The organism is Streptomyces sp. NPDC014734 (genome assembly GCF_043083325.1).
Lineage (GTDB): Bacteria > Actinomycetota > Actinomycetes > Streptomycetales > Streptomycetaceae > Streptomyces.
Genome location: NZ_JBIBYN010000014.1, coordinates 148921 through 174369, shown reverse-complemented (window position 1 = coordinate 174369; position 25449 = coordinate 148921). Strand labels below are relative to the sequence as shown.

The 25449-nt window shown below is 73.4% G+C and carries 13 protein-coding genes and 1 pseudogene; 8 read left to right on the top strand and 6 right to left on the bottom strand.

Translation table 11 applies throughout. The features are described 5' to 3' along the window. The first annotated feature begins 92 nt into the window (after positions 1 to 92). The 4 genes from ACF1CT_RS22670 to ACF1CT_RS22655 all read left to right on the top strand — a co-directional run bounded on the left by ACF1CT_RS22670 (position 93) and on the right by ACF1CT_RS22655 (position 7176). On the top strand, positions 93 to 3728 hold the full coding sequence (locus tag ACF1CT_RS22670) for a CDP-glycerol glycerophosphotransferase family protein (protein WP_391785718.1): 3636 nt from the start codon (positions 93 to 95) through the stop codon (positions 3726 to 3728). Positions 3729 to 3839: 111 nt separating this feature from the next. Continuing rightward, on the top strand, positions 3840 to 5078 hold the full coding sequence (locus ACF1CT_RS22665; RefSeq protein ID WP_391785717.1) for a hypothetical protein: 1239 nt from the start codon (positions 3840 to 3842) through the stop codon (positions 5076 to 5078). Positions 5079 to 5186: 108 nt separating this feature from the next. Continuing rightward, the gene (locus ACF1CT_RS22660) at positions 5187 to 6701 is read left to right on the top strand and encodes a methyltransferase domain-containing protein (protein ID WP_391785716.1); all 1515 of its coding nucleotides are present in this window, start codon (positions 5187 to 5189) and stop codon (positions 6699 to 6701) included. Between the two features lie 100 nt (positions 6702 to 6801). Continuing rightward, on the top strand, positions 6802 to 7176 hold the full coding sequence (locus ACF1CT_RS22655) for a hypothetical protein (protein WP_391785715.1): 375 nt from the start codon (positions 6802 to 6804) through the stop codon (positions 7174 to 7176). 24 nt (positions 7177 to 7200) lie between these two features. On the opposite strand, the gene ACF1CT_RS22650 is transcribed toward ACF1CT_RS22655, so the two are convergent. From ACF1CT_RS22650 to ACF1CT_RS22625, 6 genes are all read right to left on the bottom strand, one after another. Next, positions 7201 to 9420, bottom strand: a complete 2220-nt coding sequence (locus ACF1CT_RS22650) for a CDP-glycerol glycerophosphotransferase family protein (RefSeq protein WP_391785714.1) — start codon at positions 9418 to 9420, stop codon at positions 7201 to 7203. A gap of 92 nt (positions 9421 to 9512) precedes the next feature. Then, on the bottom strand, positions 9513 to 11822 hold the full coding sequence (locus ACF1CT_RS22645) for a CDP-glycerol glycerophosphotransferase family protein (RefSeq protein ID WP_391785713.1): 2310 nt from the start codon (positions 11820 to 11822) through the stop codon (positions 9513 to 9515). A 205-nt stretch (positions 11823 to 12027) separates the two neighbouring features. Continuing rightward, positions 12028 to 12927 (bottom strand): carbohydrate ABC transporter permease, encoded by a 900-nt coding sequence (locus ACF1CT_RS22640; protein ID WP_391785712.1) that lies wholly within the window; start codon positions 12925 to 12927, stop codon positions 12028 to 12030. Further along, complete coding sequence (locus ACF1CT_RS22635; protein WP_391785711.1) at positions 12924 to 14342, bottom strand: carbohydrate ABC transporter permease; 1419 nt, start codon at positions 14340 to 14342, stop codon at positions 12924 to 12926. The genes ACF1CT_RS22640 and ACF1CT_RS22635 overlap by 4 nt, the downstream gene beginning before the upstream one ends. A 4-nt stretch (positions 14343 to 14346) precedes the next feature. After that, entirely contained in the window at positions 14347 to 15711 is a 1365-nt protein-coding gene (locus ACF1CT_RS22630; protein WP_391785710.1) for an ABC transporter substrate-binding protein, read from the bottom strand. 425 nt (positions 15712 to 16136) lie between these two features. Next, a complete protein-coding gene (locus tag ACF1CT_RS22625; protein WP_391785709.1) occupies positions 16137 to 19694 on the bottom strand; it encodes an FHA domain-containing protein in 3558 nt (1185 codons plus the stop codon). Positions 19695 to 20347: 653 nt separating this feature from the next. Between ACF1CT_RS22625 and ACF1CT_RS22620 the strand changes: the two genes are divergently transcribed. From ACF1CT_RS22620 to ACF1CT_RS22605, 4 genes and pseudogenes are all read left to right on the top strand, one after another. Continuing rightward, entirely contained in the window at positions 20348 to 22006 is a 1659-nt protein-coding gene (locus ACF1CT_RS22620) for a serine/threonine-protein kinase (RefSeq protein WP_391785708.1), read from the top strand. A 268-nt stretch (positions 22007 to 22274) separates the two neighbouring features. Continuing rightward, positions 22275 to 23513, top strand: coding sequence for a serine/threonine-protein kinase (locus tag ACF1CT_RS22615; RefSeq protein ID WP_391785707.1), 1239 nt, complete (start codon positions 22275 to 22277; stop codon positions 23511 to 23513). Between the two features lie 151 nt (positions 23514 to 23664). Next, the gene (gene prfB / locus ACF1CT_RS22610) at positions 23665 to 24771 is read left to right on the top strand and encodes a peptide chain release factor 2 (protein ID WP_391785706.1); all 1107 of its coding nucleotides are present in this window, start codon (positions 23665 to 23667) and stop codon (positions 24769 to 24771) included. A gap of 380 nt (positions 24772 to 25151) precedes the next feature. After that, a pseudogene (locus ACF1CT_RS22605) lies at positions 25152 to 25449 on the top strand (hypothetical protein); the annotation flags it as partial.

Genomic DNA, 25449 nt, shown 5'->3' with positions numbered 1-25449 from the left:
ATCCGTTCGGGAGAGACCGCGACCGGTGACCCCGGGGCGTCCTCGCGGTTGAGCCGTACGCACAGTCAGGCCCCGATGAAGGACGTCCCGCCATGCCGCCACGGCTCAGTGTCGTCGTACCCGTCCACAACGTGGAGCTCTACCTGACGGACTGCCTGAAGTCCCTCGCGGAGCAGACCATGACCGACCTGGAGGTGGTGATGGTCGACGACGGATCCACCGACGGCAGCGCGGCCGTGGCCACCGGATTCGCCGCCCGGGACGGCAGGTTCCGGCTCGTCAGCCAGGCGAACGGCGGACTCGGGCACGCCCGCAACACCGGGGTCCGCCACTGCCACCCGGGCGCCCGCCACCTCGCCTTCGCCGACAGCGACGACGTGCTGCCGCGCCGCGCGTACGAACTGCTCCTCGCGGCCCTGGACGAGACCGGCTCGGACTTCGCCTCCGGCAACGTGCTGCGGCTGAAGCCCTCCGGGAAGCTCCAGCAGTCGCCCAACTTCCGCACGCCGATGGCGACGACCCGGCTGCGCACCCACATCACCCGCGACTGGGAACTCGCCGCCGACCGGATCGCCTGCAACAAGGTCTTCCGCCGCTCCTTCTGGGACGAGCACGCCTTCGCCTTCCCCGTCGGCGCGCTCTACGAGGACGTCCCGGTCGTCCTGCCCGCCCACTTCCTGGCCCGCTCCGTCGACGTGCTGAAGGACACCGTCTACCACTGGCGCGAACGCGCGGGCTCGATCACCTCCCGCCGCGCCGTCGTCCGCGGCGTCCAGGACCGGGCCTCGCACGTCCTCGGCGTCTCCGCCTTCCTCGACGAGCACCGCGGCGCCGCCGACAAACGCCGCTACGACGCCCACGTCCTCGCCAACGACCTGTGGTACTTCATGGAGGCGCTGCCCGACGGCGACGAGGAGTACCGGCGGGCGTTCCTCACCTACGCCAACGAGTTCACCGACCAGGTCGACCCCGCGGTCCTGGACGCGCTCCCGCTGCGGCTGCGGCTGATGTGGCACCTGGCGCGAGAGCGCCGGACGGACGAGCTGCTGGCACTGCTCGCACACGACAAGGCCGAACCCGGCGCCTTCGCGGTCCGGGGCGCGCGCCGGCGCAGCGCCTCCCTCCCGGTGCTCAGCGCCCCGGTGCCGCCCCGGGTGCTGCGGGTCACCGAACGGGACCTGCCGCTCACCGCCCGGCTGCGGGACGCCCGGTGGCGCGACGGCAGGCTGCACCTGTCCGGCCACGCCTACATCCGCAACCTCCCCGCCACCTCGCGCGGCAGCGAGTTCCGGGCAGGCTGGTTGCGGGCCGGGCGCCGCCACCTGGTGCCGCTGAGACTGCGCACGGTCGTCGACCCCGAGGCCACCGCCCGCTCGCGGCAGAGCCTGCACGACTACGACCGGTCCGGTTTCGAGACCGTCATCGACCCGGCCCGGCTCCGCATCGACGCCACCGGCGGACCCGGACGCCTCACCTGGCGGGCGGAGATCGGCATCGCCGGGCACGGCATGCTGCGCCGCTCCGGCCTCTCGACGAACGAGGCCCCGGCCCCGCCGCCCGTGCACCGGCCCGACGGCGACCACCGGATCGTGCCCGCCTTCGAGGGCGGCACGCTGGTGCTGCACGCGGAGCGGATCGACGCCCGCTTCGAGTCGCACCGGGCGCGTGGCACCGACACCGGGCCGGCCGGTGTGGTGATCGACGGCATGGTCCGTGACCGGCTCGGCAGGGAGCCGCTGCGCCTCTCCCTCACCCACCACCCCTCCGGGACCTCCTTCGACTGCCCGGTGACGGTGCACGAGGACGCCGGGTCCCCGGCCGCGCGGTGGCGGCGCTTCACCGCCGACGTGCCGCTCGACGCCTTCGCCGAGGCCCGGCCCGCAGCGGGCGAGGGCACGTCACCCGCACAGGTCGCCTACAGCCTGCGCCTCGTCGGGCCGGACGGCCGCAGGACACCGATCGACGTACCGGGCCCGGTCCTCCCGGGCCGCTACCCACTGGACGGGAACAGGCACGCGGACGGGGAGACGGGCGCGGACGGGGGCGCCGACGGAACCGGGGGCGTGCGGCGCGAACTCGGGCTCACCGCGAGCGCGCGGGGCAACCTGCTGATCAGCGACCGCACCGTCCAGCCCGCCGCCGACCTGGCGACCTGGGCGCACGACGGCCGACTCGTCCTGGAGGGCACCTACCCCGACCTCCCGGGACGTCCCGTCGAACTCGTGGCCCGGCACGGCGCGCACGACGAGGAGACCGTCCTCCCCATCGCGTTCTCCGGGGAATCCGGGGCACGGCGCTTCCGGGCGGTGCTCCGGCCGGACGCCGTCGACGGCCCCGGCGGGCCGCTCCCGCTGGGCCGGGGGCACTGGTACCTCTTCCTCCGCGAGCGCACCGCCGACGGCACCGAGGCGTACGAGGCCCCGCTGCGCATCCCGGTCGCCTCGCACCGCGCGCTCCCGGCCACCCGCACCCTCGGCGGCCGGGACTACACCGTCGAACGGCGCTTCCACGACCAGCTGCTGATCGCCTCCGCGCCGGTGCTCACCGCCGCGGAACGCGGCCCGCGCGCCGAACGGCTGCTGCGCGGGGCGTACCGGGACCTGAGCACCGGGCCGCTGCGCGACACCGTGCTGTACAGCAGCTTCGACGGCCGCCAGTACTCCGATTCGCCCCGCGCCGTCCATGAGGAGCTGATCCGGCGCGGCGGCGACCACGAGCACCTGTGGGTGGTGCGCGACCAGCAGGCACGCGTCCCGGACGGCGTCACCGCCGTCGAACACGGCTCGGCCGCGTGGCACGAGGCGCTGGCGACCAGCCGTCACATCGTCACCAACACCCAGCTCCCGGAATGGTTCGAGCGGCGCGACGGCCAGTTCGTCGTCCAGACCTGGCACGGCACCCCCCTCAAACGCATCGGCCTCGACCTCGCCGGCACCGCGCAGGCCAACGCCGCGTACATCGCCACCATCGCGCACCGCGCCCGCCAGTGGAGCGTCCTGGTCTCCCCGAACAGCTTCTCCACCCCGGTCCTGCGACGCGCGTTCGGGTACGAGGGCGAGGTCCTGGAGTGCGGATACCCCCGCACCGACCTGTTCCGCGCCCCGGACCGGACGAAGGTCGCCGCGGCCGTACGGGAACGGCTCGGCATCCCCGCGGACAAACGGGTCGTGCTGTACGCGCCGACCTGGCGCGAGGACCGGCCGCAGGGCGGCGGCCGGTACGCCCTCGACCTGAGGCTCGACCTCGCCGAGGCGGAACGCGAACTCGGCGCCGGCACCGTCCTGCTGGTGCGCCGCCACTACCTCGTCACCGACCGGCTCCCGGACAGCGGCACCGGCTTCGTCCGCGACGTCTCGCGCCACCCGGACGTCGGCGAACTGATGCTGATCAGCGACGTCCTGGTCACCGACTACTCCTCACTGATGTTCGACTTCGCCCTCACCGGCCGCCCGATGCTGTTCCACACCCACGACCTGGCGCACTACCGCGACACGCTGCGCGGGTTCTGCTTCGACTTCGAGGCCCGCGCCCCCGGCCCGCTGATCCCCGGATCCACCGGCCTCATCGAGGCGCTGCGCGACCCGGAGCGTGCCACCGAGCCGCACGCGCGGGCGTACGAGGCGTTCCGCCGGGACTTCTGCGACCTCGACGACGGGCACGCCGCCGCGGCCGTCGCCGACCGCATGCTGCGGAAGGACCCCCCGGTTGCCGCTGGGCCGTCCGAGTGACACGGGAATGCGGATGCCCGTGCCGCTTTGCATGGAATTGACACCTCGATACCCGTGCGTGCGCGCATCATTGCGTCACGTGGAGTCCTCATGTTGCTACGTTCTGTATTCATGGGTATCCGAATGCGGTGTGTGACCCGGGACGTGCGGCGGGCGAGAACGGTGGTGCTCGCCGCAGCGGCCGCGGGTCTCCTCACCCGAATGCTGATCGCGGCGAACAAACCAGGTCCGGCTGATGTGCACATCTTCAGCGGTTTCGCCGCGGCCGTCGTGCGGTACGGCCCCATTCGGATCTACGAACAGCCGCTGCCGGGACTGCCCGTCTACAACCACCCGCCGCTGGCCGGGTGGATGCTGCTCGGCCTCCATGAACTCTCCGGACTCGGAATCCCGTTCGGAACCCTGATCAGATCACCCGCCTCGATCGCCGATTTCTTCTGCGCCCTGCTGGTGTTCGAGATCGTGCGCCGCCGCGCCTCCCTCGGCGCGGCGGTCGCCTGCGGGGCGGGTGTCGCCCTCAGCCCGGTACTGATCGCCACCTCCGGCTACCACGGCAACACCGACGCGGTCGCCATCACCTTCGTCCTGGCCGCCGCCCACCTCCTGGTGGACCGCAGGTCGCCGCTGGCCGCCGGGGTGGTCGCGGCGCTCTCGATCAGCGTCAAGTTCGTCCCCGTGGTGGCGATCCCGGCGCTGTTCGTCGTCGCGCTGCGGGCGGGCCGCCCGGCCCTGTCGCGCTTCACCGCCGGTTTCACCGCCCTGATCGCCCTGGTCTGGGGTCCGGTCCTGGTGACGGTGCCGGAGCACCTCATGCGGAACGTGCTGGAGTACGCGGGCGGCAGTTGGCGCCTCTGGGGCATCGTCCGGTTCGCCGACGTGCTCGGACTGCCGGACTCGTTCATCGGCTTCGTCCAGGGCGACGGTCACTTCCTGTTCGTCCTGGCCTGCACGGCGGCCGGGGTGTGGCTGGCCCTGCTGCGTCCCGCGCAACTGCCGGTGGTCGTCGGCTTCACGATGGGACTGCTGCTCCTCCTCTCCACCGCGTCCGCGCTCCAGTACCTGACCTGGGCGGCCGCCGGGCTCTTCGTCATCGGTTTCCGGGAGGGCGCCGTGTACAGCTGCCTGCTCGGCCTGACCGCCCTCCTCGGCTACCAGGGGCGTTCCGCCGTGCGCTGGAGCGACACGGTGCTGCACCTGGGCGAGGCCGGCTGGGTCGTCCTCGCCCTCGGCCTGGCCGCCGGGGTCCGCGGGATCCTCGCCGCACCGCCGGCCCCGCCCCCGTGGGGCGCCGCCGAGGCCCCGGACCCGGCCCCCCGTGCCGCGCGGCCCACCGGTTCCCCCGTCACGTGACCGGGCGCCGGGCCGCGCCCCACCGCTCCACCGCCTCCGGGGCGACGGCCCTTCGAGCACCGAACCACCGATCAGCGAGTACCCGCGAGCACGACTGGAGAACGCCCCGTGACGGAAAGCCCGAGCCCCAGGATCGGCATCCTGGTGGTCGCGTACAACGCCGAGACGACGCTGGAGAGGACCCTCGACCGCATCCCCGAGGACTTCCGGTCCAAGATCGCCGAGATCCTCATCCTCGACGACGCGAGCCATGACGCGACCTTCACCGCGGGCTGCCGCTGGTCGCAGACGGAGGGCATGCCGCGCACCGTCGTCATGCGGCACACCAAGAACCTCGGGTACGGCGGGAACCAGAAGGCCGGATACGCCCTGGCCGCCGAGCACGGACTCGACATCGTCGTGCTGCTGCACGGCGACGGGCAGTACGCTCCCGAATTCCTGCCCGACATGGTCGCACCGATCGAACGCGGCGAATGCGAGGCCGTGTTCGGCTCGCGCATGATGAAATCCGGCTCCGCGCTCAAGGGCGGCATGCCGGTGTACAAATGGCTCGGCAACCGCGTTCTCACCCGACTGGAGAACGTCCTCCTCGGCTCGCGGCTCACCGAATTCCACTCCGGATACCGCGCCTACAGCGTCGCCGCACTCAGGAAACTGCCGATCGACCGCAACACCGACGCGTTCGACTTCGACACCCAGATCATCGTCCAGCTCCTCGACGCCGGAATGCGGATCAGGGAGATCCCGGTCCCCACCTTCTACGGCGACGAGATCTGCTACGTCAACGGCATGAAATACGCGAAGGACGTCGTCAAGGACGTCCTCGAATACCGGCTCGCCGTCAAGGGATTCGGCACCTGCCGCTGGATCCCCAAACCCGTCGAGTACGCGTTCAAGGAGGGCGACGGCTCCTCGCACGCGGTCATCCTGGAACGGATGCGCGGCCTGCCGCCCGGCCGGGTCCTCGACCTCGGCTGCTCGGGCGGCCTGTTCGCCGAGCGTCTCGAATCCCTCGGCCACGAGGTGACGGGCGTGGACTACGTCGAGGTCCCCGGCGTGCGCGAGAAGTGCACCCGATTCCACCTCGCCGACCTGGAGGCGGGACTGCCCGCGGCGATCGGCACCGGCTACGACTACGTGGTCGCCGGTGACGTCATCGAACACCTCTCCCGGCCCGAGCGGGTGCTCGCCGAGATCGCCGGTGTGCTGCGCCCCGGCGGACAGGTGCTGCTCTCCGTACCGAACTTCAGTCACTGGTACTCGCGGTTGCGGGTCGCGCTCGGGGTCTTCGACTACGACCGGCGCGGCATCCTCGACGAAACACATCTGCGCTTCTTCACCCGGGCCAGCCTGCGCCGCACCGTCCGCGGCGCCGGATACGACGTCCTGCACCTCGCGTCCACCGGTGCCCCGTTCTGGGCGCTGCTCGGCGGCGGGCCGCTCCCGGCGGTCCTGAACGGACTGTCGAAGCTGCTCACCCGGATCCGGCCGACGCTGTTCGGCTATCAGTACGTCGCCCTGCTCACCCCGCACGCGGCCGAGACGATCATCGCTGGAGAGCACGTCGATGTTCAGGACATCCTCAACCGACAGTACGTCCCCGCGGACCGGGTCGGCGCCTGAGCCCGGTGGGGAGCGGCCGACGGCCCGCGACGCCACCGTTCCCCGTCCCGCCCCCGCCCCGGCGTCCGGGACCCCGGCCGGCACAGTCAGGAGCAAGACCTTGACCCTCACCAGCCTGATGCTGCTGCTGTTCGCCGTGTTCTCCTCGGCGGGTGGCCAGATCATGCTCAAGCACGGGATGAAGGGGGCCGCGTCCGCCGCCGCGCACGGCGGCGGGTCCGTCGCCCTGCGTGCCGCGACCAGCCCCTGGGTGGTGCTCGGCCTCGTCGTCTTCGCGGTGTCCGCCGTCGCCTGGATGACCACCCTGGCGACGGTCCCGCTGTCCATCGCCTACCCGTTCAACGCACTCGGGTACCTGCTGATCGTGCTGGCCGGGGCGACCGTGCTGCACGAACGGACCTCGATGTGGACCTGGGGCGGCTCGTTGCTCGTGGTCGTCGGCCTGGTCACGGTGATGGCCGGTCAGCGGCGCTGACCGCGCACCGCCGGACGGGACCGGTCACCGGACCCGTCCGGCCGCCGGTTCCGCGTCCTCCCCCAGCAGCACCCGCCGTACCACCCGTTCCGCCGCGCGGCCGTCCCCGTACGGGCAGAACCGGGCCCGGAACGCGGCCCGCAGCGCCTCGTTCGCCGGACTGCGCCAATCGCCGTCGCGGAAGATCCGGATCAGCTCGTCGGTGCTCCCGGAGACCGCCCCCGGGGTGTCGCCGGGCCGCCCGGACAACAGGTCGAAGCAGACCCCCCGCACCGTGCGGTACGTCTCCCAGTCCGGGGCGTGCACCACGATCGGCCGGTCCAGATGGGCGTAGTCGAACATCACCGACGAGTAGTCCGTCACCAGCGCGTCCGCCGCCAGACACAGCTCCTCGATCCGCGGATGCTCGCAGACGTCCAGCAGCGAGGGGTGCGCGGGCAGCCCGGCGCCCTCGTAGAAGTAGTGGGCGCGGACCATCACCACGGTGTCCGGGCCGAGCGCCTCGCAGAACCGGACCAGGTCGAGCCTGCTGGTGAACGCCGCCTCGTAGTCGCGGTGCGTCGGCGCGTACAGGACGGCGCGCGCACCGGGCCGGATGCCGAGACCCCGGCGGATCGCCGCGATGTGCTCCGGGGTCGCCGTCGTGAGCGCGTCGTTGCGCGGATAGCCGGATTCGAGGGGGCGGGCGGTGCCGGGGTAGGCGCGCGCCCACACCTCCGTGGAGTGCGGATTGGCGGAGACGCTCCAGTCCCACCGGTCGACGCGCCGCAGCAGCCGGTCGAAGTTCAGCCCCTGGGCCGCCGCCGGATAGTCCTGCTGATCGATCCCCATGATTTTCAGCGGGGTGCCGTGGTGGGTCATCACATGGACCTGGCCGGGGCGTTTGACCAGGTGGTCGGGGAAGTTGACGTTGTTGAAGAAGTACGTGGCACGGGCCAGCAGCCGCCAGTAGCGGCGGGTCCCCGGCACCACGTGGTCGACCCCCTCGGGCACCGTGTCCACCTGGTTCTCCGCCACCACCCACACGCCGCGCACCCGGGGAGCGAGCTCCCCGGCCTTGCGGAACACCGCCTCCGGATTGCAGCTCACCCCCCGGTTCCAGTACGCCGCGTAGACCGCGAGCCGCGGATCCAGCGGAAGCCTGCGCTGCCACCAGTAGTACGGCCCGACGAGCGCGCGGCGGACCCGCGAACGGAGCCTGCCGGGCACCGCCCGCAGGGTCCGGCGCAGGCCCAGCGCGGCGTCCAGGGCGCGGAGCGCGGCATACCGGCCGCCGCCCATCAGCCGCGGTCGCAGACCGGCGGCGCCCGCCGGGAAGCGGTGGCCGACGGGCCGGTGCGCGCGGTGGAAGGCCGCCACCGACCGCACGTAGCGCCGGCGCCGACGGGTCACCGCCCCGTACTCGGCGACGAGTTCGCGCATCGCCCGCTCGAAGAGCAGCACCGGTACGGGGTGCGCCGGCGACCGGTCCCGGACGAACTCCATCAGGCCGGTGCAGGCGTCGACGAGCGCGTGCGGCGCCGGGACCTCCGCCGGTTTTGCCCCGGCGGTCCGTTCCGGCGCGTCCGTCCGCCGGGCTCCGGCAGTCCGCTGGGCGGGCAGCGGCCGTCGGCCGCGGTGCTCGACACAGGCGAGGGGGAGTACCGCGACGGATCCGGCCGCGACGAGGGTGCGCAGCGCGTACACCCGCTCCCCGTACGGCCCCGGCCCGAACGACGGGCCCCCCTCCTGGTGGAAGGCGCGGCGCACTGCCCGGTTCCAGCGGACCGGCGCGATGTCCAGCAGCCCGGGATGTTCGGCGAGGGTGAACCTGCCGTCGGGCAGAGCGGCGAGCAGCTCCAGCGACCGGGCCGGCCGCGAGCGCCCCCGGAACGGCCGCCGGTGATGGCCGAAGAGCAGCACGTCCGGGTCGCCGGTGGCGGCCAGCCGGTCGGCGACGGCCGCCAGGGCGCCGGGGAGCAGTACGTGATCGCCCTCCAGGAGGACGAGGTAGTCCCCGGTGGCGCGTTCGGCCCCGGCGCCGAGTCGCCCGTCCGGGCCGGCCCCCGGCGGCAGGTGGACGGCCCGCACCCGGTCGTCCCGGGCGGCGAACTCGTCGAACAGCAGCCCCGAACCGTCCGGTGCCCCGTCGTCGACCCCGATCACCTCGAAGTTCGTGAACGACTGTCCGAGCACCGACTCCAGACAGGCGCGGAGCCGTCCCCGGGCGTGACGGACGGGGACGACGACACTCAGCCGGGGCATGCGGGCTCCTTCTCGGACTCGGAAAGCGTGTGCCGCGGGACGGGCGGGCACGGCCCGCGGGCAGGGGGACGGGCAGGGGCGCGGGGGCGAGGTCAGGGGCGGTCCGCGGGCCGCGCCCCGGTCAGACCGCCGGTGGGGGCCTGCCGGACGGCCGGGACCGCGACCTCGGCCGGGTCGCCCACCGGGAACCGCGCCGGCGCGTTCGCCGCGGGCGCGGGCCGGCGCTCGGCGGGCGGCACCGGCACCGGCCGCACGGCCCCCTCGCCCAGGAAGACCCGGCGCACCACCCGTTCCGCCGCGTTCCCGTCGTCGTACGGGCAGAACCGCTCCCGGAACGCGGCCCGCAGCCGGGCGGAGCGGGGGCCGCACCAGTGAGGGGTCGCGAGGATGCCGAGGAGCTCGTCGTCGCTGTGCGCGATCGAGCCGGGCGGACAGGCGCGCAGGTCGTAGCAGGTGCCGCGGGCCGCCTCGTACGCCTCGCGGTCGGCCCAGTGCAGGACGACGGGCCGGTCCAGATTGGCGTAGTCGAACATCAGCGAGGAGTAGTCCGTGATCAGCGCGTCCGAGGCGAGCGCCAGCGCCTCGACGGACGGGTGGCCGGTCACGTCGATGACGCGCGGGTGCGGGTCACGGGGCGGCGCCGACGCGTACGCGTAGTGCGCGCGGTCCAGGATCACGAAGCCGGGGCCCAGGACCCGCAGCACGCGCGCCAGGTCGAGCCCGGGGGGCGCGTCCCGCCGGTAGTCGCGGTGGGTGGGCGCGTACAGCACGGCCACGGCGCCCCCGGGGACGCCGAGGGACGCGCGCAGCCGTGCCACGTCGTCGGCGGTGGCCCGCTGGTACACGTCGTTGCGCGGATACCCGTACTCCAGCGTGGCGCAGCGCGCGGAGGCCGACGGGTACACCCGCTCCCACACGAGGGTGGAGTGGAGGTTGGCGGAGAGGGAGAAGTCCCACTTGTCCACGTTGGCGAGCAGTTGCCCGAACTCCATGTCGCGGGCCGCCGCGGGGCGGTCCCGGAGATCGAGCCCCATCGTCTTCAGCGGGGTGCCGTGATGGGTCTGGAGCAGGACCTGACCGCGCCGCTTCACCAGCCGCCGGTCGAAGTTGACGTTGTTCACCAGGTACTTGGAACGGGCAAGCGCCCGCCAGTAGGCGCGTGTCCCGGGGGCGACGGCGCGGGTCGCGGCGGGCAGGGTGTGCGCGTCCTCGGGGCGGCAGACCCACGCCGTGCGCAGGCCGGGCAGGAGTTCGCGGGCCTTCGCCTCGATCGCCGCCGGGTTGCAGGCGTAGCCGCGGTGCCAGTACGCGGCGAACACCGCCCGGTCCGCCCGCACGGGCAGCCGCAGCTGAACGCGGTAGTAGCACTGGAGCGCGACGGCGCGCAGCACACGGACCGCGCCCGCCGCACGCCCGCGCAGCCGTCCGCGCCACGCCCGCGCGGCCCACAGCAGGCGGTACGTGCGGTGCGCGCCCAGCCGGATCAGGCCGTGCCGGACCCGGGCCCGGAGCGGGACGCGTGCGCCGGGGCAGCGGTGGCGACGGCGGTGGGCGCGGGCCCGGCGGAAGAACTCGGCGCGGCTGCCGCGCGGCAGCCGGTCCCGGGCGGTGAACACGGTGCAGAGGTGGTCGAGCATCCTGCGGAACAGCACCGGCCGCCAGGGCGCGAGGGCGGGGCGGGCGTCGACGAACGCGAAGACCCGGTCGTACTGGTCGAAGACGTCGAAGTGCCTGCGGCTGGTGGTGGCCAGGATGTTGCCCCGGCGCCGCTGCCGGTACCCGACGCACACCCGGTCCAGCACCGCGATCGATCGGGCGGCCATCAGCGCCGGATACGTCCAGGGCGTGTCCTCGTAGTAGCCGGGCGGGAAGGCGAGGTCCTCGGACTCGACGAACGCGCGCCGGTACGCCTTGTTCCAGGCGACCATCAGGACTTTCAGCAGTCCGGGCCGGTCGGCGAGGGCGAAGGTGGCGGGACCGGTCTCGCGGAGGTGTTCGGCGAAGGTGTTGCGCACGCTCTCGCCGGTCCAGTACGTGCGGGCGTAGTCGTAGACCAGGACGTCGGGTTCCCCGGTCGCGTCGATCCGGTCGGCGACCGCCCGCAGGGCGCCGGGGGTGAGGGTGTCGTCGCCGTCCAGGAAGATCAGGTAGTCGCCGGTGGCCCGGGCGATCCCGGCGTTGCGGGCCCGGCCCAGGCCGACGTTCTCCGGCAGGTGCAGGGCCCGGACGCGGTGGTCCCGGTCGGTGTACTCGTCGATGAGGGTGCCGCAGGCGTCGGGCGAGCGGTCGTCCACCGCGATCAGTTCGAAGTCCTCGAAGGACTGGGTGAGCACCGAGTCCAGGCACTCCTGCAGATATGCCTGGACCCGGTAGGCGGGCACGATGACACTGAACCGGGGCACAACACATCCAGAGGGCGTTCGCGGTGCGGTGGGGGCGGTCCGCAAACGTGGGACGGAGTGCCGGAGTTACGTCAAGACACGGCAAATCCCGGAAACGGCAGGTGGGGTGGCCCTGCCACGGTGAACAGGACCACCCCGTGTTGACGCACAACCGTGCGTTCCATGTCACCGTCGCGTCGCCGCGACGTCACCACGGCTTCACCCGCTACTTCACCGCTCCGGCCATCACACCGGAGACGAACTGGCGCTGGAAGGCGAAGAAGACGGCGAGCGGAATGACCATCGAGACGAAGGCGCCCGGCGCCAGTACGTCGATGTTGTTGCCGAACTGCCGTACCTGCTGCTGGAGCGCCACCGTGATCGGCGGCGAACCGGAGTCCGCGAAGATCAGCGCGACCAGCATGTCGTTCCACACCCAGAGGAACTGGAAGATGCCGAGCGAGGCGATCGCCGGGCCGCCCAGCGGCATCACGACCCGGGTGAAGAGGCGGATCTCGCCCGCCCCGTCGAGCCGGGCCGCCTCCAGCAGCTCCCTCGGGATCTCCGCGAAGAAGTTCCGCAGCAGGAAGATCGCGAAGGGCAGACCGAAGGCCGTGTGGAAGATGACCACCCCGAACGTGGTCTCGAAGATCCCGATCGCGCCGAAGAGCTTGGAGACCGGCACCAGGGCGACCTGCACCGGTACCACCAGCAGCCCCACCACCACCAGGAACCACCAGTCGCGGCCGGGGAAGTCCATCCAGGCGAAGGCGTACCCGGCCAGCGAGCCGAGCACCACCACCAGGACGGTCGCCGGGACGGTGATCATCACCGTGCTCAGCAGGGAGTGGGTGATCGTCGAATTGTCCAGCAGCCGGGCGTAGTTGTCGAAGGTGATCTGCGACGGTGCGGTGAACACCTTCCACCAGCCGTCGGCGGCGATGTCGTCGGCGCCGCGCAGCGAGGAGAGCAGCAGCCCGATGGTCGGCATCAGCCAGAACAGGGCCACCAGGACGAGGAAGACCCGCATCGCACCGCCCCCGGCGCGTGCGGCGACGCGCGAGGCGAGGGACCGTTCGGCCCGCACCGGCCCGGTCCCGGCGGACGTGGTCGAGGCGGTCGTCATCGGCGCCCCTCCTTCCGGATCCGGCGGATGTTGATGTACATCACCGGGAGTACCAGCAGCAGCAGGAGCACGGAGATGGCGCTGCCGATGCCGAGGTCCGCGTCGCCGCCGAACGAGGAGCGGTAGAGCTGGAGCGCCAGCACGTTCGCGTCGGCAAGCGAGGAGCCCGGCGAGATGATGAAGACCAGGTCGAAGACCTTCAGAACGTTGATCATCAGAGTGACCAGCACCACCGAGAGGACCGGTGCGAGCATCGGCACCGTGATCCGGCGGAACACCTGCCACTCGTTCGCGCCGTCCACCCGGGCCGCCTCCAGGAGTTCACGCGGCAGACCCGCCAGGCCCGCGGCGATCAGCACCATCGCGAACCCGGCCCACATCCACACGTAGGAGCCGATGATCGCCGGGGTGACGAGGGTCGGGCCGAGCCATTCGACGCCGTTGTACGGCTCCTCGAAGTTCTTCGCGGGGAGCCGGAGTTCGGCGCCGTCGGCCGACGCGGGCAGGGTGAACACCCCGTCTGGGCCCGCCTTCGCGGACGCCACCACCTTGCCGTCCTTGACCGCCTCGACCTCGATGCCCCTCAGCCCGAGCTCGGTGGCGTCGATGACGTTCGGCCGTCCGCCGCCGCCCTTGGTGAAGTCCAGCCACGCGGTGCCGGTGATCTTCCCCGGCTCCGCCGCGGCGGCCTTCGCCGGTTTCGCGTCCGACGGCATCTTCGCCGGCGCCACACCGACCAGCGGCAACCGCACCGGCTGACCGGCGTGCACCGGCACCTTGGTGACGAACGAACCGCCGCCGCCCGGCTTCAGCGGATGGACGGGCAGAGGGTGCGCGTTCGGGTAGCCGGCCGACTCGGCGAAGGTGTCGTGCACCCCCACCCAGACGGCGTTGGCGACCCCGCGCTCCGGGGCCTGGTCGTACACCAGCCGGAAGATGATCCCGGCGGCGAGCATGGAGATCGCCATCGGCATGAAGACGATCAGCTTGAACGCGGTGCCCCAGCGAATCCGTTCGGTCAGCACCGCGAAGATCAGCCCGAGGGCCGTGGACACGGTCGGCGCGAACACCACCCAGATCGCGTTGTTCTTGATCGCGGTTCGGATGGTGTCGTCCGTGAACAGGGCCCGGTAGTTGTCGAACCCGGCGAAACCCGTGCCCGCCTGGTCGACGAAGGACCGGTAGACGGAGTAGGCGATCGGGTAGACCACGAGCGCGCCGAGCAGGACCAGCGCCGGTGCCAGGAACAGCGCGGCGATGATCCGGCGGGTGCCGGTCACGCTCCCGCGACGCCGCCCCGGCGTGCCGGAGGGCCCGCCGGACGGCTTCCTGGGCGCCGGAACCGACGGCGGCCCGGACGATTGGGTGTCGGCGGGGGGCGCCGCGTCGGCGCCCCCCGCTGCTGCTGTCGTCATCGCGTCAGCTCTTGTAGGCCTTGGCCGCGTCGGACTCCAGTTTCGCCTGGGTCCCCGCGATGTCCTTCGGGTTCTTCAGGAAGTCCTGGAGGGTCTTCCACTCGCCCTTCCCGGGCGTACCGCCGAACGACTGCGGGGCCTGGTCGGACATGTCGAACCGGACCGCGTCGCCCGCGCCGATCAGCGCCTTCGCCATGGTCCGCTGCACGTCGTTCGGGTAGGCGGCGGCGTCCAGGGCCTTGTTCGGCGAGATGAAGCCGCCCTGCTCGGCCATGATCTTCGCCGCGTCGACGGAGGCCAGCCAGGTCAGCAGGGCCTGCGCGCCCTTGCCGTCCTTGAGCGCCACCGCCGCGTCGCCGCCGGTCACCACGGGGGACTCGGCGCCGACCGCCGGGAACGGGAACACCTTGGCGTCCTTCCCGATCTCCGCCTTGGTCTGCGCGATGTTGACGCCCACGAAGTCGCCCTCGAAGACCATCGCGGCCTTGGGCTGGTCGCCGCCGGTGAAGGTCTGGGTGACCGAGGCCGGGAACTCGGTCTGGAGCGCCCCGTCCGCGCCGCCCGCGATCAGCGACGGTTTGCCGAAGAGTTCGGCGAGGGTGGTCAGGGCGTCCTTGACGGACGGGTCGGTCCACTTGATCTCGTGCTGGGCCAGTTGGTCGTACTTCTCCGGGCCCGCCTGGGAGAGGTAGATGTTCTCGAACCAGTCGGTCAGCGTCCAGCCGTCCGCGCCGCCGACCGAGACCGGCGTGATGCCCGAGGCGGAGACCGTCTCGGCGGTCGCCAGGAAGTCCTTCCAGGTCTTCGGCTCGGACGCGCCCGCGTTCTCGAAGGCCTTCGCGTTGTACCAGATCAGGGACTTGTTGGCAGCCTTGAAGTAAACGGCGTACTGGGCGCCGTCCACCGTGCCGAGGTCCTGCCAGACCTTCCCGTAGTTCTTGGTCAGCTGGGCCTTGGCCTCGGCCCCGACCGGCTTGGCCCACTTCTTCCGCGCGGCCTGCTGGACCGCGCCGACCTGCGGGATCAGCGCGACGTCCGGCGGCTGACCTCCCGCGATCTTCGTACCGAGGAAGTTGATGATCGGGTCCTGCGCCGGGACGAAGGTGACCGACGCCCCCGTGCGCTTCTCGAACTCCTTGAGGACCTTGACGAAGTTGGCCTGTTCGGCCCCCGTCCAGACCGCAGCCACCGAGAGCTTCTCGCCGTCCAGCTTCGGCAGGGCGACCGACGAGCTCCCGTTGTCGCCGCCGGTGCTCTTGCCGGGCTCCCCCTTCCCGCTGTCGTCATTCCCGCCGCAACCGGTGAGGGCCAGTGCGCCGATGGCCGTGAACACCGCGGCTGCTCTGCTGATCCGATGGGTGGTGCGCATAGCTTCCCCGTCTCTCACATCGTTGTGTCCGCACAGTCCTACGCCGGGTGTACGGACGCCGCAATACCGCTCCCTGCGTCAACTCCTTGATCGTGATGGGCTCGTGACGTGATGTCAGTGCTGGATGGAGGCCCGGTGCGCCGGAGAGCGGGCCGGGTGCCGGAAGGGAGCGACGGTGCGCCGCCGCGATGAGCGGCTCGCGGCGGGAGATCCGGGGCGCGGCCGGGGCACGCCTGCCACCGGGACCGCGCGCACCGAGCGGGAGCGGCGGGACGGGCAGGACGGCGTGCGGTCGCGCGCCTCGGCCGGTGCCGGTCGGTGACGGCGCTCCCCGGCCGTCGCCCGTCCGTTCTGTACGGACGGGCGGGCGGATGGACGGACGGGCGGGCGGCGTGCGGGCCCGGGACACCGGGCCGCCGGTCGTCTCAGGAGTGGACGGGCCCGAGCGGGGCCACCGGTTCGGCGTCCACCGACCGGGCGGCCCGCTCCAGCGCACTTGCCAGCAGCGCCAGGTCCGTCGGGCCGTTGCCCAGTTCACGCACCGGGCGGCGGGCCGGCGGGTCCCCCATCCGCTCCCACTCCAGCGGGACGACGGTGGGACGGGACGTCGCCGTGCGCGGTATCCGTCCCGTCACCCGGCCGCCCTGGAACGGGGTCACCCGCCCGTCCGGATGGCCGAGCCGGCCGCGCCCGGGTGCCGGGTCCTCCGGAGAGCGCGGAACGACCGGGGCGTCGAGCACGATGCGCAGCCGGGCCCCATGGGCCAGATCCGTGTCCTCGGTGCGCTCCGGACGGGCGGACGTCGCGACCAGATGGACGCCGAGCCTGCCGCCCTCCCTGGCCACGGCCTCCAGGGCCCGCACGACCGAACCGGCGGCGGGACGGCCCGGACTGCCCAGCGCGGGGGCGACCAGCGCGTCGAAGTCGTCGACCAGGACGACGAGCCGGGGCAGCGGGGACGGGCCGGGAGCCGGGGGCCGCGCGCCCGCGGGCCGCAGCCGGAGCGTCCCGCTCGCCGGGGAGTCCAGGTCGCCGCGCTGCTCGGCGGCGCTCGGCGGGCGCTGGCCGATCATCCGCCGTGCCGCTTCCCGCTGTTGGTGCCAGGTGGCGAAGTCGTCCTGTCCGAGCAGCTCGGCTCGGCGCTTCAGCTCACCGCCCAGGGCCTGCGCGAACTCCCGCATCCGCACCGGGTCGGAGGCCACCAGATGGGTGAACGCGTGCGGCAGCTCGGCGCAGGGGCGCAGGCCCTCGCCGCGTTCGCCCCCGGCCCCGTCGACCAGCAGCACGCCCAGCCGGTCGGGCCGGTCGGCGGCGGCCAGCGAGGCGGCGACGGCGCGCAGCAGCTCCGTGCGTCCGCTGCCGGACGGCCCCTCGACGAGGAGATGGGGGCCCTCCTCCGTCAGATCCACGCCGACCGGGCCGCGGGGACCGGCACCGAGCACCACGACCGGCCGCCCGAAGACCGGGACGGCCTCGGACGGCCCGAGGCTGTTCGTGCCCGCCGTCGCGCCGTCGTCCGTGGGCACCCCGGCGTTCGCCGCCAGGGAACCGCGGCCGGCCGCCGTTCCGCCCACGCCGCCCCGCACCGTGACCGCGGGCGCGTCGCCGCGCGGGCCGCTGACCCGCTGGGAGCGCCCCGGCACGCCGGAACGGGAGCCCGGCGCGTCCCCGGACGGGTCGTGGCGTCCGCCGTCGGCCCGGGCCTCGGCGCCGGGATACGGGGTGCGCCCCGAGTCACGGCCGTCGCGGGCCCCGTGCGCGGTGTCGGGGGCGAAGCCGTGGTCCAGCGAGCCGATGTGCGTGACGGTGTCGCTGCTCGGGTACGGGGTGCGCCCCGTCGCGCGCCCGCCCGGCACCGGGCCGCCGCCCGTGCGCTGGGCGCCCACGCGGGGGGTCGCGCCGCGCGGGGCCGGGTACGGCGTACGGCCCGAGCCGTACGTCTCCGTCCCGCCACCGCCGCCCGGACGCCGTCCCGGAACGTGGGCCGCGGCGCCGGGACGCTCGTCCGCGGCGGCGGCCCATCGGGCCATCAGGGAGGCCGGGGTGGCCCGGGCCAGGCCGAGTTCGTCAAGCAGCCGGGCGGAGAGCGGGAGCGCGGCCGCGGCGGGCCGGCCGTGCGCCGACGACGGGACGTCCGTGCGCAGCGGGGCCAGCGCCCGGCCGAACCGCTCGGCCCAGTGCGCCGACACCGCGTCCACCGCGGCGACCGTGCCGCGGCCCGCGGCCCGGCCGTCGGCCGTGCGCAGCAGCCGCAGGGCCGTCGCCACGTCCCCGCTCAGCATCGCGACCGCCCCGCACTCGCGGAACGCGATCGAGGCGTGGCAGGCGGCCTCGTACGTCGCCGCGACCGGGGACACCGGGGTGGCGGCCGGGGTCTCGGCGAGGCAGATCAGGTGGATCCCGGCGGCAGCCCCCGCGGCGGCCAGCCGGGCGGTGCTCTCCCGCAGTGCCGCCGAGCCGGGGTCCCCGTCGACGACCACCACGGTGAACGGCCCGGCGTACCGTGCCGCGGCCTCGGCGATCGTGGTCCGGTCCAGACTCGCCCAGCCGGGTCCGAGCGGGCCCTCGTCCAGCCGCCGCGCCAATTCCGTCGTACGCGCGGTCGCCTGCTCGCGGTCGTACGCGAGGAGCAGCCGGCAGTCCTGGCCGTGCGCCGGGCGCAGATGGGGCAGCCAGCCGAGCCAGGACCACTCCCGTCCGCGCTCCTCGGCGCTCCGGGCCCGGTCGGTGCTGATCAGCACGATCTCCAGATCGGCGGGGGAGTGCAGCGCGGCGAGCTGGGCCACCACGGAACGGGCGAGTCCGGCGAGCCGGGTCCGCGGCCCGGCCAGGCCGAGCGAACCCGCCTCCCGCAGTCCCACGGTCACCGGTACGGCGGGCAGCTCGGCCCGGTCGGTCGTACCCAGCCGGACCACGAGTGCCTCCGGATGGGCCGTGTCGCGCTCCCAGAGCCGGGGGCCGGGGGTGAGCGCGGTCAGCAGCACGGCGGCGGGGTCGGGCCAGGCACTCTCCGCGTCCACCCCCGCCGACGGCGCGGCGGAGGCCGGGAACGGCGCATCGGCGGCGCCGGGCCCGTGCGGTTCCGTCTCGTGGACCGGTTCGCCCCGACCGCCCGCGAGTCTGCGCGCCCAGGCACCTATTCCGCCCCGTCGGGGTGGTTCGCCGTCCGGGAGGCGCGGGGACTGGCCGGGCGCCGACGGGTGGCCGTCGTCGTCGCCCGCGCCGGGGCCGCCGGGCCGCGCGTCGTCCCCGTCGGGTGCGTGCGGGCCGGTTCCGGGGCCGGGGAGGGCGGCCGGGGCGTATCCGTGGCCGCCCTCCCCGGCGCCACCGCCCGTCGCGCCGGACACCCGCAGGTGCCCCTCGCCGTCCGGGGCCGTCACCAGCGTGGGCGTGCGGGCGCCGGAGGTCAGCAGGAGCGCCGACTCGCCCAGCCGCAGCAGGGCCCCCGGCTTCAGCCGGACCGGACGCTCGCGCACCGGCCTGCCGTCGAGCAGGGTGCCGTTCGTCGAGCCCAGGTCCGCCACCGAGACCAGGCCGTCCTCGGTCACCGTCACCGCGCAGTGCAACCGCGACACGTCGGGGTCGTCGAGCGGGACGTCCGCCTCGGCCGAGCGGCCGATCCTCACCGGGCCGCCGTGCAGCAGGTGGACCCCGCCCGCGTCGGGTCCCGCCACCACGTGCAACTGCGCCGGAACCGCCTCGTCGGCCGTCTCGTCCTCGCCCGGGACCTGGAGCGAGAGCACCGCCCCGTCGACCAGCGGGGGCTCGCCCAGCGCACACCGCCGGTCGTCGAGCCGCTCACGTCCCGCGTACAGCACCACCGCGCCGCCGCCGAACGCCCCCTCGGGCCCGGAGACGGCCGAGGCCAGCTCGGACGCCACGGCGGCGAGGGCCGTCCCCGACGGGGCGGTGACCAGCACGTCGCAGGCGCGCGCCGGGGTCTGGCCGCTGCGCGGCGCGAGGACGGTCAGCCGGATCTGCATCGCCGTCAGCGGTCCCTTCTGCGCGGGGCGCCGGGCAGGGGAAGGCCCTGTGATTTCCCCCCACCCGACACGGACGCGTCGTCCGGTACAGGTTCGTCACGAGCCGCGAGGCGTTCGCGCCACAGTCCCGTGCTGAAGGCATCCTCGCACCTGCCACCGACAATGCGCCCGGGGGCCACCGACAATTGATCTTGATCGGCCGGTCGTGTGCCCGTCCGGGCCCGTCCGGAGGGCGTTCCGTGCGCGCCGGGCCGCTCCGGGGCCCCGGAGCGGCCTCGTTCCGCTGCCCGATCCGACCCGGGTCCTGTCCGGTTTCGCTTGGTTTCATCAGGTCGCGTCCGGTTCCGGGTCCGGGGCGAGGGGGGTTTTCGGACCGGATGGGATCGGTTTCGGACGGGTTCCGGGGACGGGTGCGGCAACCATCGGCCCGGAACGCGCGTCTTGTCCCGTGACCGCCCGGCGCCTCCCGCGAAGGCGCCCGCCCCAGTCGGCAGGGCGGAGCCCGGTGCCCCGCGCCCGACGGGCGGGCGGACGCCACCCGCCCGTCCCGCGGACGGCGGCGCCGGTTTGACGACAGGCCCTAGAGTGGGCCGGAACTCCCGGTACGAATCCGGGAGCACCGTGTACACCACGATCCGCAGGGAGCGCATGACGTGCGGCCGGTAGGCAGTAAATACCTGCTTGAGGAGCCGCTGGGCCGCGGCGCCACGGGCACCGTCTGGCGTGCCCGCCAGCGGGAGACCGCAGGTGCCGAGGCGGCCGTCGCGGGCGAGCCCGGTGAAACCGTCGCGATCAAGGTCCTGAAGGAGGAGCTCGCCAACGACGCGGACATCGTCATGCGGTTCCTGCGCGAGCGCTCGGTGCTGCTCCGGCTCACCCACGAGAACATCGTGCGCACCCGCGACCTGGTCGTCGAGGGCGATCTCCTCGCCCTCGTCATGGACCTGATCGACGGCCCCGACCTGCACCGGTACCTCCGCGACAACGGCCCGCTCACCCCGGTCGCCGCCGCCCTGCTCACCGCGCAGATCGCGGACGCGCTCGCCGCCAGCCACGCCGACGGCGTCGTCCACCGCGACCTGAAGCCCGCGAACGTCCTGCTCGACGAGAGCGACGGCGGAATGCGCCCGATGCTCACCGACTTCGGCATCGCGCGTCTCGCCGACTCCCCGGGACTCACCCGGACCCATGAGTTCGTCGGCACGCCCGCCTACGTCGCACCCGAGTCCGCCGAGGGCCGCCCGCAGACCTCCGCCGTCGACATCTACGGCGCGGGCATCCTGCTGTACGAGCTGGTCACCGGCCGCCCGCCGTTCGCCGGCGGCACCGCCCTCGAAGTCCTGCACCGCCACCTCAGCGAGGAACCCCGCCGCCCCACCACCGTCCCGGAACCGCTGTGGACGGTCATAGAACGCTGCCTGAGCAAGGACCCGGACCGCCGCCCCAGCGCCGAGAACCTGGCCCGCGCCCTGCGCACCGTGGCGGCCGGCATCGGCGTCCACGCCAGTTCCGCCGAGATCGCCGCCGCGGACGGCGTCGGGGCGCTGCTCGCCCCCGACCCGGCGCCCGCGCCCGTCCCGGAGACCCCCGGCGCGGCCGACCCGACGCAGGTCCTGCCCAGCAACGCGGGCTCGTTCGACCCGAACGCCGCGACCAGCCTCCTCCAGCACACCTCCGGCGCGGGCGGCGCCGACCCGACCTCGGTGATGCCGCCGGTACCGCCGCGCCCGGACGGTTCCCCGCAGCCCGAGGACCCGCACCCCTGGCAGTCCCAGCTCCGGGCGGCCCGCGACCGCAACGAGCAGACGCAGGTCCAGTACCTCGATCCGGACCAGGACCCGCTGCGCCGTCGCCCCCAGCGGCCCCAGCCACAACACCAGCCCCAGCCCCAGCGTCGGCAGCAGCCACCGCAGCACCAGCAGTACCCCCCGCAGAACCAGCAGTACCCGCAGCAGCAGTACGCCCCGCCCCCGCAGCAGCAGTACCAGCCGCAACCCCCGCCCCAGCAGCAGTACCAGCCGCCGCAGCGTCAGCAGTACGCGCCGCCGCAGCAGCCGGCCCCTCCGCAGCAGCCCGCGCCGCGCCAGCCCCGCGAGCCGCGGCAGCGCAGCGCCAACCCCATGCGCATCCCGGGCCTCGGCTGTCTCAAGGGCTGCCTGTTCACGCTGGTCCTGCTCTTCGTCGCGGCCTGGCTGATCTGGGAACTGACCCCGCTCCAGGACTGGATCGGCCAGGGCAAGGGTTACTGGGAGGCGATCAGCGACGCCTTCTCCACCGTCACCGACTGGATCTCGGAGCTGGGCGGCTCCTGAGAGCCTGTCAGGTGACCCCTGACCGGGCGGCCACGTCCTGTCCGCCTTCCGGACGAAGGCCACCCGGCAGGCTCTGAGCCACCGAAACATCATCAACTCTGTAGTCATGTCGACTTCCGACGGCGGATTCCCCGGTAAATCCCCCGCAATTCGCCCGCGGAAGTGAGGACCGGCACCGTCCCGGGCACTCAACCCCCCGGCCGACGCGTAACTTTGTCGACCGGGGGTCACGAGCGACGGTCCATCGCCAGCCGCTGAGGGAGCAGTCTTGGCACGGAATATCGGCAGCCGGTACACCGCCCACCAGATCCTGGGGCGCGGCAGCGCCGGCACGGTCTGGCTCGGGGAGGGCCCCGAGGGCCCGGTGGCCATCAAACTGCTCCGCGAGGACCTCGCGTCCGACCAGGAGCTGGTGGGCCGCTTCGTCCAGGAGCGCACCGCCCTGCTCGGACTGGACCACCCCCATGTCGTCGCCGTCCGCGACCTCGTCGTCGACGGCAACGACCTCGCCCTCGTCATGACCCTGGTGCGGGGAACCGACCTGCGCACCCGTCTCGACCGCGAACGCCGCCTCGCGCCCGAGGCCGCCGTCGCGATCATCGCGGACGTCGCCGACGGCCTGGCCGCCGCGCACGCCGCCGGAGTGGTCCACCGCGACGTCAAGCCGGAGAACATCCTCCTCGACATGGAGGGACCGCTCGGGCCCGGCAACGCGCATCCGGCGCTGCTCACCGACTTCGGCGTCGCCAAACTGATCGACACGCCCCGCCGCACCAAGGCCAGCAAGATCATCGGCACCCCGGACTACCTGGCTCCCGAGATAGTCGAGGGCCTCCCGCCCCGCGCCGCAGTCGACATCTACGCCCTCGCGACCGTCCTGTACGAACTCCTCGCCGGCTTCACCCCGTTCGGCGGCGGACACCCCGGCGCGGTGCTGCGCCGCCACGTGACGGAGACGGTCGTCCCGCTCCCCGGCATACCCGAGGAACTCTGGCAGCTCCTGGTCCAGTGCCTGGCCAAGGCCCCGGCCTCGCGACTGCGCGCCTCCGAGCTCGCGTCCCGGCTGCGCGAGCAGCTCCCGCAGCTGGCGGGCATCCCGCCGCTGGACGTGGACGAACCGGACACCGAGCCGGAGCCCCGGGCCCACGACGAGCAGCAGTACCCCCCCGCCCCCGAGGAGCCCCGCCGCCGCGGCGCGGTCCCGCTGGTCCCCGGCTCGTCCACCGACTCCAACCGCGACACGCACACGAGCATGCGCGTCCCGGCCGCCGACGAACTCTCCGGCGGCCCGCACGGCACCGCCCGTGCCCCCCGTTCCCCGGGTGCGCCCCGCCCCGGCTCGGCCCGCAACAAGTCCGCGGCCGTCCGCAAACGCCGCCTGACCCTGGGGGCCGCGGCGCTGGTGCTGGTGGCGGTACTGGGCGTGGGCGGCCGGCTGGCGTTCGGCGGTGACGACGGGGGCGCGCCCCCGCAGGACACGAAGGAATCGGCCCCCGCGGCACCGTGAGGACCGTCCCGGCGGAACGGTCCGTGACGGGACGCGCACGGCGGCCGGTGCGCGGACGTCCGTCGCGCGGAGGGTGCGGCCCGACGGCGCCGATCCGCGCGGGAGGGGCGGTCCGGGGATGGTCCGCGCCGACAGCCGTTACGCTGGACCCGTGGCAGTCGTCGATATTTCCGAAGAGCTGAAGTCCCTCTCCTCGACCATGGGGTCGATCGAGGCCGTCCTGGACCTGGATGCGCTGAGGGCGGACATCGCCGCGCTCGAGGAGCAGGCGGCAGCGCCCTCCCTCTGGGACGACCCGGAGGCGGCGCAGAAGATCACCAGCCGCCTCTCCCACCTCCAGGCCGAGGTCCGCAAGGCCGAGGCGCTCCGCGCCCGCATCGACGATCTCGAAGTCCTCTTCGAGCTCGCCCAGGACGAGGGCGACGCCGACGCCCTGGCCGAGGCGGAGTCCGAGCTGGAGTCCGTCAGGAAGGCGCTGGACGAGATGGAGGTCCGTACCCTCCTCTCCGGCGAGTACGACTCCCGCGAGGCCCTGGTCAACATCAGGGCCGAGGCCGGTGGCGTGGACGCCGCCGACTTCGCCGAGAAGCTCCAGCGCATGTACCTGCGCTGGGCCGAGCAGCGCGGATACAAGACCGAGGTCTACGAGACGTCGTACGCGGAGGAGGCCGGCATCAAGTCGACGACCTTCGCCGTCCAGGCCCCGTACGCCTACGGCACGCTCTCCGTCGAGCAGGGCACCCACCGGCTCGTCCGGATCTCGCCGTTCGACAACCAGGGCCGCCGCCAGACGTCCTTCGCGGGCGTCGAGGTGCTGCCCGTGGTCGAGCAGACCGACCACATCGAGATCGACGAGTCCGAGCTGCGGGTCGACGTGTACCGCTCCTCCGGCCCCGGCGGCCAGGGCGTCAACACCACGGACTCCGCGGTGCGCCTGACCCACCTCCCGACCGGCATCGTCGTCTCCTGCCAGAACGAGCGCTCGCAGATCCAGAACAAGGCGTCCGCGATGAACGTCCTCCAGGCGAAGCTCCTGGAGCGCCGCCGCCAGGAGGAGCAGGCAAGGATGGACGCCCTCAAGGGCGACGGCGGCAACTCCTGGGGCAACCAGATGCGGTCCTACGTCCTGCACCCGTACCAGATGGTCAAGGACCTGCGTACGGAGTTCGAGATGGGCAACCCGGAGGCGGTCTTCAACGGCGAGATCGACGGCTTCCTGGAGGCGGGCATCCGCTGGCGCAAGCAGAGCGAGAAGTAGCCGTATCCGTACGGTCGTCGAGCCCGGGCGGGTCCTCCGCCCGGGCTCGACGCGTTGTGCCTCCCTTCCCACCGCCGGACGTCCCGCCCCCGGGCGCCGCCGAGTTGGGGACACGGTGTGCCGAACGGGTCACAGTCGTGGTCCCGAATACCCGTCAAGAGCCCTCATACCTGTCTGTACACCCCGAAACGGCCTTGACGTAATCCTTAACTGTGGACAGGGTGCTAGGGCAGCACGCTTATGTCTGGGACAGGTGTGATCGGGGGCGGAGCGGGATGGACACGGCACGGTCGTGGCCCCGCGGAGCGAGTGACCCCGCAGGGCCGTGGACCGCATAGGGCTGCTCCAATGACGAATTCAGCTACTGGGGGTAGCAACAGATGACCAAGAAGACGCGTGTTCGCGTCGCGCGGATAGCCGCTGGTGCGGTGATCGCCGCGGGTGCCTCGCTCACCGCCGCGGGCGCGGCGCAGGCCGTGGGTGTCGACCTCGGTATCGGAGTGGAGGCCGACGACGCCTCGGTCAGTGCTCAGGCCAACTTCGGTGGCGAGCCCACCGGGGGCGGCGACCTCGGCGGTGTCGACAACGGTGGCACCGGCGAGGGCGGCCAGCAGGGTGGCCAGCAGGGTGGCGCCGGTGAGCAGGGTGGCGCGGGCCAGCAGGGCGGTGCCGGTGAGC

Excerpts from the sequence above, each read along its gene's own strand:
- ACF1CT_RS22625 (WP_391785709.1), bottom strand. The coding sequence starts at position 19,694 with ATGCAGATCCGGCTGACCGTCCTCGCGCCGCGCAGCGGCCAGACCCCG.
- ACF1CT_RS22640 (WP_391785712.1), bottom strand. The coding sequence starts at position 12,927 with ATGACGACCGCCTCGACCACGTCCGCCGGGACCGGGCCGGTGCGGGCC.
- ACF1CT_RS22630 (WP_391785710.1), bottom strand. The coding sequence starts at position 15,711 with ATGCGCACCACCCATCGGATCAGCAGAGCAGCCGCGGTGTTCACGGCC.
- ACF1CT_RS22635 (WP_391785711.1), bottom strand. The coding sequence starts at position 14,342 with ATGACGACAGCAGCAGCGGGGGGCGCCGACGCGGCGCCCCCCGCCGAC.
- ACF1CT_RS22650 (WP_391785714.1), bottom strand. The coding sequence starts at position 9,420 with ATGCCCCGGCTGAGTGTCGTCGTCCCCGTCCGTCACGCCCGGGGACGG.
- ACF1CT_RS22665 (WP_391785717.1), top strand. The coding sequence starts at position 3,840 with ATGGGTATCCGAATGCGGTGTGTGACCCGGGACGTGCGGCGGGCGAGA.
- ACF1CT_RS22670 (WP_391785718.1), top strand. The coding sequence starts at position 93 with ATGCCGCCACGGCTCAGTGTCGTCGTACCCGTCCACAACGTGGAGCTC.